Genomic DNA, 15,823 nt, shown 5'->3' on the forward strand with positions numbered 1-15,823 from the left:
ATTAGCGGCGACTTTACGGGGCGTCAATGTACGGCAATAGACGATAAATACCTATTAAATCAAACACTTATATCAAATCGTAGACGCCAATAGATTGCATTAGAGCATCGAATTACGCTACGACGTGATCCTCATGTAAGGCCACGTGAGCGCAAGGCCTGCGCGCCCAGCATGGCCAGCACGGCGCCGATGGTGTAAGCGGCCAGGTCCGGCCAGTTGAAGGTGGAGCCGAGCGCCAGATGTCCTATCGGGTGGGCGCGCACGGCTTTGATCCATGGCGCCTGATATAGCTGGCTGAATTCGACCGCATAGGAAATCGCCAGCGCGGCCAGCGCCAGGCGCCTGGCGCCAAGCCGCGGCATGGCTGTGGCGAGGCCGAAGAACACCATCATCGTCCACAGCGCATCGCCCGGATATTTTCCCCATGCCGCCGGCAACATGCCGGGCCAGCGCCGCGAGGCCAGGCCGATGGCGATGACCGCCAGGGTGATGCCGCAATACAGCAGCCGGTTCCGATCCAGATTGAGTTTGTTCATGCGCGCCAATGTAGCAGATGTTGGCGCAAACGTCGTTCCCGCGCAGGCGGGAACCCATGGAGCGCGCGATAGGCAGACGCTGCATGGATTCCCGCCTGCGCGGGAACGACGTGGTCAAGCGAACCCGCTCAGTGGAACTGATTCATCGTGTTGTCCTTACCGGCGGCCTTCAGCGCGGCGTCGCCGCTGAAATAATCCTTGTGGTCGTCGCCGATATCCGAGCCAGACATATTCTGATGCTTGACGCAGGCGATGCCCTGGCGGATTTCCTTGCGCTGCACGCCGGCCACATAGCCCAGCATGCCCTGTTCGCCGAAATACTCCCTGGCCAGATTATCGGTCGACAGCGCGGCCGTGTGGTAGGTCGGCAGCGTGATCAGGTGGTGGAAGATGCCCGCCTCGCGCGCGGCGTCGGCCTGGAAGGTGCGGATCTTCTCGTCCGCTTGTTGCGCCAGGTCGGTGGCGTCGTACTCGGCGCTCATCAGCTGCGCGCGCTCGTAGGCCGACACGTCCTTGCCTTCCGCTTTCCAGGCGTCGTACACCTGCTGGCGGAAGTTCAGGGTCCAATTGAACGACGGGCTGTTGTTGTACACCAGCTTGGCGTTCGGAATCACCTTGCGGATTTCACTGACCATGCCGCCGATCTGGCCGATATGCGGTTTTTCAGTTTCGATCCACAACAGGTCTGCGCCGTTTTGCAGCGAGGTGATGCAGTCCAGCACGCAGCGCGCTTCGCCGGTGCCCGGACGGAACTGGAACAGATTGCTCGGCAGGCGCTTCGGCCGCAGCAGCTTGCCGTCGCGCTTGATGATGACGTCGCCGTTGCCGAGCGCGTCGGCCGAGACTTCGTCGCAATCGAGGAAAGCATTGTACTGGTCGCCGAGGTCGCCCGGCTCCTTGGTGACGGCGATCTGCTTGGTCAGGCCGGCGCCCAGCGAATCGGTGCGGGCGACGATGATGCCGTCGTCCACGCCCAGCTCCAGGAAGGCGTAGCGGATGGCGCGTATCTTGGCCAGGAAGTCCTCGTGCGGCACGGTGACCTTGCCGTCCTGGTGGCCGCATTGTTTTTCGTCCGACACCTGGTTTTCGATCTGGATGCAGCAGGCGCCCGCCTCGATGAATTGCTTGGCCAGCAGGTAGGTCGCCTCGGCGTTGCCGAAGCCGGCATCGATGTCGGCGATGATCGGCACCACGTGGGTGACGTGGTTGTCGATCTTGTCCTGGATGGCGGCCTTGTCGGCGGCGCTGCCGGCCGCGTCGAGCTGGCGGAACAGGCCGCCCAGCTCGCGGGCGTCAGCCTGGCGCAGGAAGGTGTACAGCTCGCGGATCAGCGCCGAGACGGCGGTTTTTTCATGCATCGACTGGTCCGGCAGCGGGCCGAACTCGGAGCGCAGCGCGGCCACCATCCAGCCCGACAGGTAGAGGTAGCGGCGGTCGGTGCTGTTGAAATGCTTCTTGATCGAGATCAGCTTCTGCTGGCCGATGAAGCCGTGCCAGCAGCCCAGCGACTGCGTGTACTTGGACGGGTCCTGGTCATACGCCGCCATGTCGGCGCGCATGATTTTGGCGGTGTACTTGGCAATGTCCAGGCCGGTTTTAAACTTGTTCTGGGCCCGCATGCGGGCAGCCGACTCGGGGTTGATGGCGTTCCAGCTGGAACCCTGTTGCGCTTTCAACGCGCCGACTGCCTTGATGTCATCTTGATACTGGGACATTTTTTATCTCCTGAAGAAAAACACGAATAAGCAAAATCGCATGACTAAATAGTAGGCCATTCTGATGCGTTGCACAAAGTCTTATATAAGACATATAAGTTAAATTTCTTCGTTATTTTTCAAGGAGATAGATTGCATTTTTCTTGATATGAAACGCTCTTTCAAAAAATGAGAAAAAACATGCGGCAGCCCGTCATGCTGTTTTCATATTATGGAAGGGCATTTTTCATGGCGAAGAATTGCTCGCCGTCGAGCCGCGCCAGCGCGTCCGGCGGCAGCACCAGCGTGGCGGCGGCGGCGTTCTGCCGCAGGTGCGCCAGCGATGAGGTGCCCGGAATCAGCAGGATGTTGGGCGCGCGTTGCAGCAGCCACGCCAGCGCCACTTGCATCGGCGTAGCGTCCAGCGCGGCCGCCACCTCGTCCAGCGCGGCCGATTGCAGCGGCGAGAAGCCGCCCAGCGGGAAGAACGGCACGTAGGCGATGCCCTGCCCCGCCAGCTCGTCGATCAGCGCGTCGTCGTGGCGGTGCACCAGGTTGTACTGGTTCTGCACGCAGACAATCGGCGTCAGCGCGCGCGCTGGCGCACCTGCGCGGCGGTAGCGTTGCTCAGGCCGATGTGGCGTATCAGGCCGCGCTGCCGCAACGCCGCCAGCGCGCTGACCTGCGCCTCGATGTCGCCCTCGGCCGGCCCCATGACGTCGAACATCAGCCGCAGGTTGACCACGTCCAGCACGTCGCGGCCGAGATGACGCAGGTTGTCGTGCACCGCCGCTTCCAGCTCGGCCGGCGAAAATGCCGGCAGCCAGCTGGCGTCCTCGCCGCGGCGCGCGCCGACCTTGGTGACGATGGTCAGGTCATCGGCATACGGATGCAGCGCTTCGCGGATCAACTGGTTGGTGATGTGCGGACCGTAGAAGTCGCTGGTGTCGATATGGTTGACGCCCAGCGCCGGCAATGCACGCAGCACGGCCAGCGCCTGCGCGCGGTCGCGCGGCGGGCCGAACACGTGCGGGCCGGCCAGTTGCATGGCGCCGTAGCCGAGGCGGTTGACGTTGCGGTCGCCGAGTTGATAAGTGCGCATGGTGATCTCCTTGGTGGTTGATGCAGCCAGTCTAGGCGCGGCGGCGCTGTGCGACAATGCCGCACAATCGCACAAGTTGTGCCGGATTCAGGACAATCACCATGAACAATCTGCAGGATATCGGCGCCTTCGTGGCGGTGGCCAGGCACGGCGGCTTTCGCGAGGCGGCGCGGCAAAGCGGCGGCAGCGCGTCGCAACTGAGCGAGGCGGTGCGGCGGCTGGAAGCCGGGCTGGGCGTGCGGCTGCTGAACCGCACCACGCGCAGCGTGGCGGCCACCGACGCCGGCCTGCGCCTGCTGGAGCAGCTGGAGCCGGCACTGGGGGCGGTGGCGTCTGCGCTGGACGTGGTCAACGGCTTCCGCGCGCGCCCGGCCGGACGGCTGCGGCTGAACGTGCCGCTGAGCGCGGCCAAGCTGGTGCTGCCGCGCGTGCTGCCGCCGTTCCTGGCGGCCTATCCGGAGATCTGCGTCGAGGTCACGGTCGAGGACAGCTTCGTCGACCTGCTGCGCAGCGGCTGCGACGCCGGCATCCGCTACGAGGAAGCGATGGAGCAGGACATGGTGGCGGTGCCGATCGGCCCGCGCCGACAGCGTTTCGCGCTGGCGGCGGCGCCGGCCTATCTGGAGCGCAACGGCGTGCCAAAACGGCCGCAGGACTTGGCGCGGCACGTCTGCCTGCGCGGGCGCTTCGCCAGCGGCGCCATGCCGCCGTGGGAATTCGAGCGCAAGGGCAGGAAGGTGGTGATCGCGCCGGAAGGGCCGCTGATCGTCAGCCTCGGCGGCGGCGCCCAGCTGGCGGTTGACGCGGCGCTGGCCGGCAGCGGCCTGGTCTACCTGTTCGAGGACTGGCTGGCGCCCCACTTCGCGCGCGGCGAGCTGACGCCGGTGCTGGAACCATGGTGGCCGTCGTTCAGCGGACCATCGCTGTACTATCCGGGCCGGCGCTACCTGCCGGCGCCGCTGCGCGCCTTCGTCGAGCACGTGCAAACAACACGCTGGTAGCAAATGCTGCACTGCGGCTAGCTCTGTTGACATGTTGGCGATATAGTCAATGCACAATTCACAACAAAGGAGACAGCATGACTATCAAACGTTGGTTTGCAGTGCTCTGTTTCATCCTGCCATGCGCGGTGGCGCGGGCGGGCAGTCCCGATCCGGTGCCGGCCCCGGCGCTGGCGGTCGGCGACGCGTGGACTTACCAATATACCGATGTGTGGAAAGGCGCCAAGGGCAACATCAACCGCATGGAAGTGGCGGCGATCGACGCCGCCGGCGTGCACATGGCGATCAAGCGCGCCGCCAGCGGCGCCCTGATCAGCACACAGCTATTCAGCCCCGACATGAATCCGATCGACCGTGGCGGCATGCACTTCGCGCCGTCGTTCGCGCGCTACGCCTTCCCGCTGGCGCCGGGCAAGGAATGGACGAGCGAAGTCATCGGCGAAAACGCCAAGGCTGGCAAGCAATGGCGCTACCAGATCAAGGGCAAGGTCCTGGACTGGGAAAAAGTACGCGTTCCGGCCGGCGAATTTGAGGCGCTGAAAATCGTGGTCGAGGCGCGCTACGGCGCGGCCGACAGCGGCGCGCCTGGCGGCCAGCTGACCGAAACCGTCTGGTTCGTGCCCGCGCTCAAGCACTACGTCAAACTGGAATACCAGGACAGCGATGCCCAGGGCCGCCTCTACAGCCGCGACAGCTGGGAGCTGACCGCCTACGCGCAGCACGGCCAAAGCGCGCACGTCGCCGGCCTCCGCTAACCCAATCCGGGGTCAGGTCTGACATTCGCACACGGGCTCAACTGCGAAGCAGTTGAGCCCGTGTGCGAATGTCAGACCTCGTATATTGAGCATACCGCCCCATCATCGGATAAAGTGACGGAGGTGGTCAGGCAGGGTGATGCCGATCAGAATTTGGGCCATTGAGCCCGTGGGTCAGATTGGTGCCCCTGCCTGTTTCATTTTAAAAGTCCGAACGGTATCTTGGGTCATCGCCTCGCGCGTAAGCCCGCATACGAGAGAGGTCAAAAATGGATAGCTCAACAGCAATCGTGGGGATTGATGTCGGCAAGAAAAAGCTCGACGTGGCCCTGCTAGTGAACGGCAAGATCAAGAGCAAGGTCATAGATAACTCTGCCGCAGGCCATCAGGTGCTCTTGGAATGGCTGGACAAGACCAAGTTACCCAAGGCGGCATTACGGGTCTGCATGGAAGCGACCGGCGTGTATTTCGAGGAGGTGGCAACCACGCTTCATGATGCCGGGCTTGCCGTGAGCGTAGTCAATCCGGGCTGTATCAAGGGCTTTGGCCAGAGCGAGAACCTGCGCAATAAAACCGACAAGGCGGACGCAGCATTGATCGCACGTTACTGCGCGGCGATGGCGCCGGCAACGTGGGCGCCCGCTCCGCTGGAGCAACGTCAGTTGCGTGCGTGGTCGCAGCGGATACTGGCTCTGAAGGATATGCGCCAGCAGGAACGCAACCGGCTGGAAAGCTATGAGGCCAGCGGCATGGGCGAGGTGGCTGAGCACGCGCGCTTGCTCATTGCCTGGTTTGACACCGAGATCAAGCAACTGGAAGACGACGTGGATGACCACATCGACCGCCATCCCGGCCTCAAGCACGACGCGCAGCTCATCACCAGTATTCCAGGCATTGGCAACACCACCGCAGCTCGCATCTTAGGCCAGTTGGGCGACATTCGGCGCTTCGGCAACGCGAAGGCCTTGGCGGCATTTCTCGGCGTGACGCCACGCCAGCGCAGCTCAGGAACCTCGCTTCGGGGGCGCACCATCATCAGCCGCAAGGGCAGCACCTCAATGCGCGCCGCGCTTTATATGCCCGGCATGGTGGCAAGCCGCCACAACCCGCTACTACACCAGTTTGCCCAGCGCCTGGCGAATAATGGCATGGCGAAAAAAGCCGTGATCGGCGCCGTGATGCATAAGCTCGTGCATCTCATCTACGGTGTCATTCGTACCGGCAAGCCCTTTGACGCCAATTACCTTTCAAAAGGGCTTGCCATTCAAGACGGTATCTGACCCCGGTTTTATTTGGAGATGCGCAGGATGGCGGACGCTAGCTTCGAGAAGCATGGCGTGAGGTCGCTTTGGGTGGCGGCGAAGCAGTACATGCCGACCGGCTTGGCCGGGTTGTAGCAGCGCGATGGCGCGTCCACCGTGTTGGCCATGCACTTCAGCGTGTCCTCGCCACGCTCGCCATCGTAGCCGGTGTTGGCTTTCAGGCTGGACCCCAGCCCCAGCGTGAAGATGTAGATGCCTTCGTCGCGCGACTTCGAGGCCATCGCTTCGACCAGGTTGCGCGCGGCGCGGTTGACGTTCTGGTAGGTGAGCGCGTTGGTGACGACGCGCGGCGAGTTGGTGACGATCGGGAATTCGCGCTTGCTCGGGTCGTTGGCCAGCGCGAACGAGCCGTTGTGCGCGTTGTACCAGTCCGGCAACGACGCGACCTTGCCCGGCAGGTCGGCCGGGGTGCAGACGCCGCCGATGTCGTCGTACTGCTCGGTTGTTTTGTATAGCCCGGCCGGCGCGCCCGAGCCGTCGTCGTCGGTGTAGACCACGCCCGGCTCGGTGCAGTTGTTACCGGGTTTCCAGTTCAGGTAGGCGCCGATGGAGTTCGGCGTGCCGTCCGAGAAGAAGACGATGACACGCAGGTTGGAACGGTTCAGGTTGGCCGTCGGCACGCTGTTGATCTGTTGCCGCGCCCAGTACATGCCCTCGGCCGAGGCGGTGGCGCCGCTGAACTGGTAGGCCTTGATGTGATTGATCATGCTGGCGCGGTCGAAGCCGCGCGCGATCGGCCGGATCTGGTCGTCGACGATGCCGCCGAAGGCGAAGCGCACCAGGCCGACACGGTCGCGCGCGACATTGAACTGGTTGAGGAAGGTGACCGCCGAGCTGCGCACATTGGCGGCCGACGGCGCCAGCGAACCCGATACGTCCATCACCAGGATCATGTCCAGATCCTTGCGCTTGGTTTCGGTCAGCACCGACGGCGCCAGCGTGCCCGAGGCGAAGCCGCCGAACAGCGCGGTCGGCAAGGTGGCCGAGGCGCTGACCGTGACCGTCACCTCGCTGGTGCTGAACGATACGCCGACGTCGTTGAGCGTGGCGGTCGACATCATGTAGTTGGCGGGGAAGTTGGCGTAGAAGAAGCGCTGCGCCGCCGCCTTGGCGTTGGCGATCTGCTCGGTCTGGTTATTGCCGTTGCTGATGGCGCGCGCGGCCGCCAGGCCGGCGGCGTCGGTGGCGGCGTTGAGCTTGGAACGGACCAGGTAGCTGAGGCCGGCGCTGAAGGCCAGGCCGACCACCGCTAGCAGGGCCACCAGCGAGATGATCACCATGACCAGCACGCCGCCGCGTTGTTTGTCGTGTGTGCGCATATCAGAATACCGTCATCGAGTAGAAATCGGTGGCCAGCGCCGGCGTGCTGAAGCTGCCGACGCTGAAGCTCTGGAACAGCATATTGAATTTGTAGTAGACCTCGACCACGTAGATCACCTCGCCGTCGATCAACTGGCCGCTCATCATCGACACCACCGGCGCCGTGCTGCCCGTCGGCACCACGCAGGTGCCGGCCGTGCCGCTGCCCCAGTTGCTGCAGTTCCAGACCTTGCTGAGCGGCGCGTAGCCGCTGGCGCGGAAGCCCTGGTTCTTGGCGGCGTCGTCCCAGCGGTACTGCTCGACCACGATGCTCTTGGTGGTGCCGCCGCTGGTCGAGCCCATGATGCGGGTGATGTAAATCATGCCCAGCTTGTTCATGTCGAGCGGCGGCGCCGACGCCGCCACCTGGCCGATGATGGTCTGCGCGCTCTCGGCCAGCTGCAGCTTGCCGCGCGCCGACAGGTTGGCCGCCTCGCGGCTGAGGTTCACCAGAATCATCTGCGCCTGCAGCGCGCGCGCCACGTCGACCAGCGCGATCATCAGCAGCAGCAACAGCGGCAGCAGCAGCGCGAACTCCACCGCGGCCAGGCCGCGCGCGCGCCGTTGCGGAAGGCGGGCGGCGCTCATGGCGACGGGTACCATTCGTTTTGCATCGTGGCCGCCACGGCGAACTTGTATTCGCCGTTGGGGAACACCGCCGCCACGATCGGCGTGGCCAGCTTCCAGGTGCAGTCGAGCCGCAGCACGATCACGTCGCCCGGCCCGCCCAGCAGCGTGCCGCTGTTGCTCGACGTGCGCGCGGTGCCGTTCACCGACAGCACCGGGCACACGCTGTCGAGGTAGCCGGCCGAGTTGCTGCGGATGACGTTCATCACCGACACCAGCTGCGTGTTGGTGCCGTCGTTGCGGCCGGTGGTGGCGTAGCGCGCGCCCTCGCGCACCGCGTACTGCATGGTCAGCGTGGTGAAAAACACCAGGCTGAATTCGATTACGCCGATCACCAGCAGGAAGGCCAGCGGCGCGATGATGGCCATCTCGACGACGGCGGAGCCGCGCGCGCGGCGCGGCGGTGCATGCGGTGTCATGGTGTTGCGTCCGTGATACGGTCAGCTAGGGTGACGGTGGAAAAATACAGGCGGGAGCGCGGCTGGCGCGGGACTGCTGACTGGCTGGCCGGCGCGGTGGCGTCCGGGCGCAGCGCCACAGGAATGGGGTGACGTGGAGCGATTGTAGCGCGATTCATTTTCTTTCGCCTGGTTATTTAATGTTTTGGGAAATCATCAAACACGCGGCGTCCGCACAGCGCCTGACGCCGCCGGACGTGAATCATGCTTGCAGCGTATCACGCTCCGGCTAGACATTGCAGCCCGGCGTGCGTAGACTCGTTTGCGTTGGCAACAACTAGCGAATCGCTCCCAAGTGATACCCCACAGCCCACCTGCCGCAGCGCTGCAGACCGGCGGCGACGCCGTCGGCGCCTCGATGGTGTTCATCATGCGCCTGGTGCTGGCGCTGACCGCGATCCTGACGCTGTGGGTGGCGCCGGGCGACCTGGGCAACCGGCACGGCGCGCGCACGCTGCTGAGTACGCTGATCTTCGGCGGCTATTTCCTGCACAGCCTGGCGCTGCTGCTGGCGGCGCGGCGCTACCGCAATCCCTTCTGGCACGGCAAGCTGGTCTACTGGATCGACCTCGGCTGGTTCGCGCTGATGGTCTACTGCACCGGCGGCGGCAACAGCTTCTTCTTCCCGTTCTTTTTCTTCGTCATCCTGACCTCCTCGTTCCAGTGGGGCTTCGACGAGGGCGCGCGCATCACGCTGGGCGCCACCTTCGCGCTGACGCTGGCCACCTGGCTGACCGACAGCAGCATCAACCATGGCCATCTGCTGCTGCGCACCGCCTTCGTGCTGGCGCTCGGCTACATGATCGCCTACTGGGGCGGGCTCGGCGTGGCGCAGCGCCGCCGCCTGAGCTTGCTGCGCGATGTCAGCCAGCTGTCCAATCCGCGCTTCGGCGTCGACCAGACCATCGCCACCATGCTGCGCCAGACGCGCGACTTCTACCATGCGAGCAACTGCGTGCTGCTGTTGCGCGACAGCGGCGACGAGCTGTGGCAGCTGCACTCGTCCGGCGCGCCGGACGGCCGCGCGTCGTTGGCGCGCCTGCCCGACGGCGCCGCTGCGCCGCTGCTGGTGTTCGCGCCGCAGGCCTTGGTGCAGTATGCGGCAGCGCTGCATCCGCGCCTGCCGCGCACGCTGGAGGCGCGCTGGCGCCTGCCCGGCGCGGCGCGCTGGCAGCCGTTGCCGGAGCAGACGCTGGCGCGGCTGGCGCCGCTGACCGACTTGCTGGACGCCAGTTCCTTCGTCAGCGCGCCGCTGCCGCTGCGCAAGGGCGAGGGCCGTATCTATGTGGTGTCGCACCAGCAGCGCTTCAGCCGCAACGATGCAGTGTTTTTGCAACAGTTGGCCGCGCAGGTGTTCCCGGTGATCGAGAACATCGTGCTGCTCGACCGGCTGGCGTCCGACGCCGCCTTCCGCGAGCGGCAAAGATCGCCCGCGACCTGCACGACACCACCATCCAGCCTTACATCGGCCTGCGCCATGGCATCAGCGCCGTGCGGCAAAGCCTGCAGGCGGAACACCCGGTCGCGGCCGAACTCGATAAACTGCTGGACATGACCAGCCAGGTCATCGGCGACATGCGCCAGTTCGCGCGCAATGTGCGCCAGGGCGCGGCGCAGACCGAGGCCGAGCTGCTGGTGGCGCTGCGCCGGCAGGCGCAGCAGGTGCAGCAGTTCTACGACATCGATATCGCCCTGCATGCCGAGGAAGGCCTGGCGATCAGCGACCGGCTGGCGGCGGAAGTGTTCCAGATCGTCAATGAAGGCATGCATAATATACGCAAGCACACGCGTGCGCGCACCGGGTCGATCAGCCTGAGCAACGCTGACGGCCAGCTGCGCATACGCATCGAAAACGAAACTCCGGAAGGTCCCACGGCGCCATTCCTGCCGGGATCGCTGGCTGAGCGCACCGCCGCCCTGGGCGGCACCATCGCGGTCGACCGCGACACGCCGGGCGCCACCACAGTCAGCATCGCCATTCCGGTCTAACCTAGCGAGGCAAGCCCATGAGCACAGCCATCCGCATCATGCTGGTCGACGACCACAAGACCATGTTGTGGGGATTGGAAAAACTGATCGAGGGCGGCGGTGCCGACCTGCAGCTGGTCGGCACCGCCCACAACAACGACAGCGCCTTGCAACAGGCGCGCGCGCTGCAACCGCAGGTGATCGTGCTCGACCTCGACCTCGAGGGCCGCAGCTCGATCGAGATCCTGCCGCAGCTATTGCAGGACAATCCCGGCGTGCGCGTGATGATACTCAGCGGCAACCGCGACCAGGGCTTGCTGACGCAGGCGGTCAAGCTGGGCGCGCGCGGCGTGGTCAGCAAGGAGGCGCCTGCCGATGTCGTGCTCAACAGCATACGCGCGGTGGCGCGCGGCGAGACGGCGCTCGACCCGGCGCTGATGAACGCGCTGCTGGGCCAGCTGTCGGCGCCGGCCAGGGCCGATCCGGAGGCGGCCCGCATCGCCTCGTTGACGCCGAAGGAGCGCAAGATCGTCGCCCTGGTGGTCGAGGGCAACGGCGCGCCGAACAAGGAGCTGGCGGCCAAGCTGTTCATCGCCGAGCCGACCCTGCGCAACAATCTCACCACCATCTACCAGAAGCTCGGCGTGGCCAACCGGCTGGAGCTGTACGTGTACGCCACCAGGCACGGCCTGCAGACGGCGGCGTGACAATTGGTGACAAATGTCATCAAAAATAGTGACGTTTGTCCACTGCGGCTGCGCGCCGGGCTGCGTAGAATCGGTCTCACTAGCCCATCAACCGAAGGAGACCATCATGCAAGCCATCCACAGCTTCCTGCGCGACGAAGACGGTATCACGGCCATTGAATACGCCCTGATGGCCGCTGCCATCGCCGCCGCGATCACCGCCGGCCTGGCCATCCTCGGCCCGAAAATCACCGCCTCGCTGACTTATATCTCCGGCCTGATCAAGTCCTCCTGACCGCCGCCCTCCCCCGTCATTCCCGCGCAGGCGGGAATCCATACTGAGTTTGCGTGCGGTCTATGGATTCCCGCCTCCGCGGGAATGACGGCATGAATAGCTGCTACCATCGCATCCTGATCCGCATAAAAAGAAGGCAATGGAAGAACGTCTACGCCAGCTAACGCTGGCTTCGCCATGGATGATGGCCGCCCTGCGCGCGGCGCGCGGGCTGGAACTGACCTCGTGGTGCATCGGCGCTGGCGCGGTGCGCAACCTGGTATGGGACGCGCTGCATCAGCACAGCACGCCGTCGGCGCTGGCCGACATCGACCTGGCATACTTCAACGCCGCCGACCTGTCGCCAGCGCGCGACGCGCAACTGCAAGCGCGGGTCACGGCCGCGCTGCCGCAACTGTCATGGGAAGTGACCAACCAGGCGGCGGTGCATCACTGGTTCGAAGACTACTTCGGCCACGCGGTGACGCCGTTGCTCTCGCTGGAGGCGGCGGTGGCGTCGTGGCCGGAATACGCCACCGCGGTCGGGCTATGCCTGCGCGCCGATGACACGATCGACGTCATCGCGCCGTACGGACTGGATGATCTGTTCAATTGCGTGGTGCGGCGCAATCCGGCGCGCGTCAGCCTGCACACCTATCGCCAACGCGTCGCGCAGAAGAACTACCCGGCCCGCTGGCCGCGCGTGACGATTCTTCACGAGTAACCAGGAGACGCGAACCTCCCGTCATTCCCGCGCAGGCGGGAATCCATAGAACCTCACCAATGCAAGCCAAGTATGGATTCCCGCCTTCGCGGGAATGACGGCGGGGGTTCATAGACGATATAGGCCCAACGCGCCGGAATGAATGTCGGCAGCCGCCACAAGGTCAATGCTTCCAGTACAAATGTCATCGAAAATCGTGACGTTTGTCGGATGTGCGGCGGTGTAACGGTGCGTAGAATGTCTTTCATCGGCACACAACACGCAGTACCTAAAACCTGAACCCCGTTTTAGTTGATTTAGCCCCCTATCTAACCAACTTAACGAGGATTCAATCATGAACGCAATCAAAAACTTCATCCGCAACGAAGACGGCATCACCGCCATCGAATACGCCCTGATGGCCGCTGCCATCGCCGCCGCGATCACCGCCGGCCTGGCCATCCTCGGCCCGAAAATCACCGCTTCGCTGACCTACATCTCGGGCCTGATCAAATCGTCGTAATCCGTATCAGCCCCGCACAAATCCGGCCGCGCGCCGGATTTTTTTGCCCCTCCCCGACCGGGCGGATCACCGGTTTCGGTACAAATGTCATCGCAGATCGTGACGTTTGTCGGATGTGCGGCGCCCAGGCAGTGCGTAGAATGTCTTTCATCGGCACCACACAAGCAAGCCGCAGCAACGCAGTACCTAAAACCTGAACCCCGTTTTAGTTGAAGTGAACCCACTTACTCAACCAACTTTTACGAGGCTCATCATGAACGCAATCACCAACTTCATCCGCAACGAAGACGGCATCACCGCCATCGAATACGCCCTGATGGCCGCCGCCATCGCCGCCGCCATCACCGCCGGCCTGGCCATCCTCGGCCCGAAAATCACCGCTTCGCTGACCTATATCTCCGGCCTGATCAAGTCCGCTTAATTTCAGTCTCCTCGTTGTAAGCTCCTAGTAGTTAGCTTTTTTCCGGGACCTCGGTCCCGGATTTTTTTGCCTATCAACCATGACAAATGTCACTACAGATCAGGACGTTTGTCCGCTGTGAAAACGATCTCATCTGTATAGACTGGCTCTCGTCTTCACCATCCCCCCAGGAGTAGCAGCAATGCGCCTTACTACAATCCAACGCGGCCTCGCCCGCTTCGTCGGCGACGACGACGGCGCCACGCTGCTGGAATACGCGCTGATTGCCGCCCTGGCCTCAGTGATCGTCATCATCGCCATACTGGCGGTGCTCGGCTCCAGGACCTGAGCCGCGCCTCCTCAATTGCAAGTTAAAAAAATTTCCGGAACGGTGTACGCCGTTGCGGAAATTTTCTATACACTAAATCGTCGGCTCCCTTTTGATAAAGGCGATTCATGACTTTCTTGCCGTTGATCATACTGTGCTGCTTGCTGGCACTGGCTGTCTGGAACGATCTGCGCACGCGCCGCATCCCCAATTCCCTGGTGTTCGGCGGCGCCGTGCTGGGCTTGCTGTTCAACGCCGCGCTGCCTGCCGGCGACGGCCTGTTCATCCAGCCCTTCGGCGGCATCGGCCTGCTGATGGCGCTGGCCGGCCTCGGCGTCGGCCTGCTGCTATTGCTACCGATGTACGCGATGCGCGCGCTCGGCGCCGGCGACGTCAAGCTGATGGCCATGATCGGCGCCTTCACCGGTCCCGGCGCGGTGGCCGGCATCACCCTGCTGACCTTGCTGGCGGGCGGCGTGCTGGCATTGGTCGTGGCCGGCTTCAACGGCCGCCTCAAGCCGATGCTGTACAACACCTGGCACCTGGTCAAATACAGCATGCTGCGCTCGCTCGCGGGCGAGGTGCCGAAGATGGACGCGCCGGCCACGCCGAGCGGCCGGCTGCCCTACGCCGTCGCCATCGCCGCCGGCGCCGCCCCCTACCTGATCTACGGCGCCCGCAGCGGCCGCAGCCTGTTCTTCTAAGGGGAAGCATGCCCATCCAGCAGACGATAGAATCCCCGCCGATGCGCGCGCGCCGCGCACCACGGACGAAACGGGCCTGCCGTTTCTGTTCCTGGTCGAGCTGTTGTCCAAGGTGCTGTTCCAGCGCGGCCAGGTGCGCCTGCCTGAACTGGCTAGCCATTTGAAACTCAGTATCAGCGTCATCACGCCGCTGGTGACGCATTTACGCAACGAAAAATTATGCGAGGTCACGCGCAGCGGCGGCAGCGGCACCGACGCCGACCTGACCTATCACCTGACCGAGGCCGGCATGGTGCGCGCCACCGCCTGCCTCAACCGCAACGCCTACGCCGGCCCGGCGCCGGTGACGCTGGCCGCGTACGTGGCGCAGATGGAGGCGCAAAGCGTGCGCCACCTGCACGTGACGCGCGCGGACGTGCAGGCCGCGTTCCACGACGTGGTGGCCAGCGCGCAGGTGCTGGACCAGCTGGGAGCGGCGATGAACTCGGGGCGCGCCATCTTCATCTACGGCCTGGCCGGCAGCGGCAAGACCTATCTGGCCGAGCGCCTGTGCAACCTGCTCAAGGGCGCCATCGCCGTGCCCTACGCCATCATGATCGACAACGAGGTGGTGCCGTTCTACGATCCGGTGCAGCACCGGCCGCTGCCCGGTGCGGCGCCGGCCGACGACGGCATCGACCTGCTGCGCACGCGTGACGCGCGCTGGGTGCGCGGCCTGCAGCGCCCGACCGCGCTGACCGGCGGTGAGCTGACGCTGGAGATGCTCGATCTGCGCTTCGATCCCAACACCCGCTTGTACCAGGCGCCGCCGCATCTGAAAGCCAACAATGGCATCTTCATCATCGACGACCTCGGCCGGCAACGCTGCTCGCCGCTGGAGCTGATGAACCGCTGGATCGTGCCGATGGACCGCGGCGTCGATTATCTGTCGCTGCACACCGGCCTGGTGTTCCAGGTGCCGTTCGATGTGGTGGTGGTGTTTTCCTCGAACTTCCTGCCGGAGCGCCTGTCCGATGGCGCCTTCCTGCGCCGGCTCGGTTACAAGATCGAAGTGCCGCCGCAATCGCCGGCCGAATACCAGCAGCTGTTCCGCCAGGCCTGCGCGCAGTACGGCATCGGCTACGACGCTGCCGGCTTCGACTATCTGCTGAGCGGACTGCATGCGCGCGACGAGACGCCGCTGCTGGCCTGCTATCCGCGCGACCTGATCCGCCAGGTGCGCGACCTGGCGCGCTACGAGAGCGCGCCGCCCGAACTGAGCCAGCGCGCGCTGGACTGGGCCTGGCATAACTATTTTGCCGGCGCCGGCGCCCGCCGCGTCGCCGCCGAACAGCAAAAGGGACCGCGAACGCCGCGAACCACAACCGACTGCGCATAACCTGG

At 64.3% G+C, this 15,823-nt stretch carries 18 protein-coding genes and 1 pseudogene; 13 read left to right on the forward strand and 6 right to left on the reverse strand.

What is annotated here, in order from left to right; all coding sequences use genetic code 11:
• Positions 1-131: 131 nt before the first annotated feature.
• The 3 genes and pseudogenes from ACRQ5J_RS24540 to ACRQ5J_RS24550 form a co-directional block, all read right to left on the reverse strand.
• Positions 132-536: a DUF2809 domain-containing protein gene (locus tag ACRQ5J_RS24540; RefSeq protein WP_432380549.1), complete on the reverse strand. Its 405-nt coding sequence runs from the start codon at positions 534-536 to the stop codon at positions 132-134.
• Positions 537-664: 128 nt separating this feature from the next.
• On the reverse strand, positions 665-2,251 hold the full coding sequence (locus ACRQ5J_RS24545) for an isocitrate lyase (protein ID WP_432380550.1): 1,587 nt from the start codon (positions 2,249-2,251) through the stop codon (positions 665-667).
• Between the two features lie 209 nt (positions 2,252-2,460).
• A pseudogene (locus ACRQ5J_RS24550) lies at positions 2,461-3,332 on the reverse strand (aldo/keto reductase family oxidoreductase).
• A gap of 101 nt (positions 3,333-3,433) precedes the next feature.
• On the opposite strand from ACRQ5J_RS24550, the gene ACRQ5J_RS24555 reads away from it, so the two are divergent.
• From ACRQ5J_RS24555 to ACRQ5J_RS24565, 3 genes are all read left to right on the forward strand, one after another.
• Positions 3,434-4,333 carry a LysR family transcriptional regulator gene (locus ACRQ5J_RS24555; RefSeq protein ID WP_432380551.1) on the forward strand — a complete coding sequence of 300 codons (900 nt, stop codon included), beginning with the start codon at positions 3,434-3,436 and terminating at the stop codon, positions 4,331-4,333.
• A gap of 77 nt (positions 4,334-4,410) precedes the next feature.
• The gene (locus tag ACRQ5J_RS24560) at positions 4,411-5,088 is read left to right on the forward strand and encodes a hypothetical protein (protein WP_432380552.1); all 678 of its coding nucleotides are present in this window, start codon (positions 4,411-4,413) and stop codon (positions 5,086-5,088) included.
• Between the two features lie 269 nt (positions 5,089-5,357).
• Positions 5,358-6,368 (forward strand): IS110 family transposase, encoded by a 1,011-nt coding sequence (locus tag ACRQ5J_RS24565; RefSeq protein WP_432380553.1) that lies wholly within the window; start codon positions 5,358-5,360, stop codon positions 6,366-6,368.
• Positions 6,369-6,376: 8 nt separating this feature from the next.
• Here ACRQ5J_RS24565 and ACRQ5J_RS24570 read toward each other — a convergent pair whose 3' ends face one another.
• From ACRQ5J_RS24570 to ACRQ5J_RS24580, 3 genes are read right to left on the reverse strand one after another with little or no spacing between them, the layout of a single operon-like run.
• Positions 6,377-7,729, reverse strand: coding sequence for a vWA domain-containing protein (locus ACRQ5J_RS24570; RefSeq protein ID WP_432380554.1), 1,353 nt, complete (start codon positions 7,727-7,729; stop codon positions 6,377-6,379).
• Position 7,730: 1 nt separating this feature from the next.
• Positions 7,731-8,357, reverse strand: coding sequence for a TadE/TadG family type IV pilus assembly protein (locus ACRQ5J_RS24575; protein ID WP_432380555.1), 627 nt, complete (start codon positions 8,355-8,357; stop codon positions 7,731-7,733).
• Positions 8,354-8,815 (reverse strand): TadE/TadG family type IV pilus assembly protein, encoded by a 462-nt coding sequence (locus ACRQ5J_RS24580; RefSeq protein WP_432380556.1) that lies wholly within the window; start codon positions 8,813-8,815, stop codon positions 8,354-8,356. Before ACRQ5J_RS24580 ends, ACRQ5J_RS24575 begins: the two co-directional genes overlap by 4 nt.
• Before the next feature lie 334 nt (positions 8,816-9,149).
• Here ACRQ5J_RS24580 and ACRQ5J_RS24585 point away from each other — a divergent pair, with 334 nt between their 5' ends.
• From ACRQ5J_RS24585 to ACRQ5J_RS24630, 10 genes are all read left to right on the forward strand, one after another.
• On the forward strand, positions 9,150-10,409 hold the full coding sequence (locus tag ACRQ5J_RS24585) for a hypothetical protein (protein WP_432380557.1): 1,260 nt from the start codon (positions 9,150-9,152) through the stop codon (positions 10,407-10,409).
• A complete protein-coding gene (locus tag ACRQ5J_RS24590; protein WP_432383722.1) occupies positions 10,337-10,843 on the forward strand; it encodes a sensor histidine kinase in 507 nt (168 codons plus the stop codon). The genes ACRQ5J_RS24585 and ACRQ5J_RS24590 overlap by 73 nt, the downstream gene beginning before the upstream one ends.
• 17 nt (positions 10,844-10,860) lie before the next feature.
• A complete protein-coding gene (locus ACRQ5J_RS24595; protein ID WP_432380558.1) occupies positions 10,861-11,529 on the forward strand; it encodes a response regulator in 669 nt (222 codons plus the stop codon).
• 106 nt (positions 11,530-11,635) lie between these two features.
• Positions 11,636-11,803, forward strand: a complete 168-nt coding sequence (locus ACRQ5J_RS24600; RefSeq protein WP_432380559.1) for a Flp family type IVb pilin — start codon at positions 11,636-11,638, stop codon at positions 11,801-11,803.
• 139 nt (positions 11,804-11,942) lie between these two features.
• Positions 11,943-12,506 (forward strand): nucleotidyltransferase family protein, encoded by a 564-nt coding sequence (locus tag ACRQ5J_RS24605; protein WP_432380560.1) that lies wholly within the window; start codon positions 11,943-11,945, stop codon positions 12,504-12,506.
• 334 nt (positions 12,507-12,840) lie between these two features.
• Positions 12,841-13,008, forward strand: coding sequence for a Flp family type IVb pilin (locus ACRQ5J_RS24610; RefSeq protein ID WP_432380561.1), 168 nt, complete (start codon positions 12,841-12,843; stop codon positions 13,006-13,008).
• 253 nt (positions 13,009-13,261) lie between these two features.
• Positions 13,262-13,429 carry a Flp family type IVb pilin gene (locus tag ACRQ5J_RS24615; protein ID WP_432380562.1) on the forward strand — a complete coding sequence of 56 codons (168 nt, stop codon included), beginning with the start codon at positions 13,262-13,264 and terminating at the stop codon, positions 13,427-13,429.
• Between the two features lie 181 nt (positions 13,430-13,610).
• Positions 13,611-13,757 carry a Flp family type IVb pilin gene (locus ACRQ5J_RS24620; protein ID WP_432380563.1) on the forward strand — a complete coding sequence of 49 codons (147 nt, stop codon included), beginning with the start codon at positions 13,611-13,613 and terminating at the stop codon, positions 13,755-13,757.
• Between the two features lie 107 nt (positions 13,758-13,864).
• Positions 13,865-14,440: an A24 family peptidase gene (locus ACRQ5J_RS24625; protein WP_432380564.1), complete on the forward strand. Its 576-nt coding sequence runs from the start codon at positions 13,865-13,867 to the stop codon at positions 14,438-14,440.
• 112 nt (positions 14,441-14,552) lie between these two features.
• Positions 14,553-15,818: an ATP-binding protein gene (locus ACRQ5J_RS24630; protein ID WP_432383723.1), complete on the forward strand. Its 1,266-nt coding sequence runs from the start codon at positions 14,553-14,555 to the stop codon at positions 15,816-15,818.
• Positions 15,819-15,823: the final 5 nt, after the last annotated feature.

The sequence above is a fragment of the Duganella sp. P38 genome (assembly GCF_050859475.1).
Classification (GTDB): domain Bacteria; phylum Pseudomonadota; class Gammaproteobacteria; order Burkholderiales; family Burkholderiaceae_D; genus Rugamonas.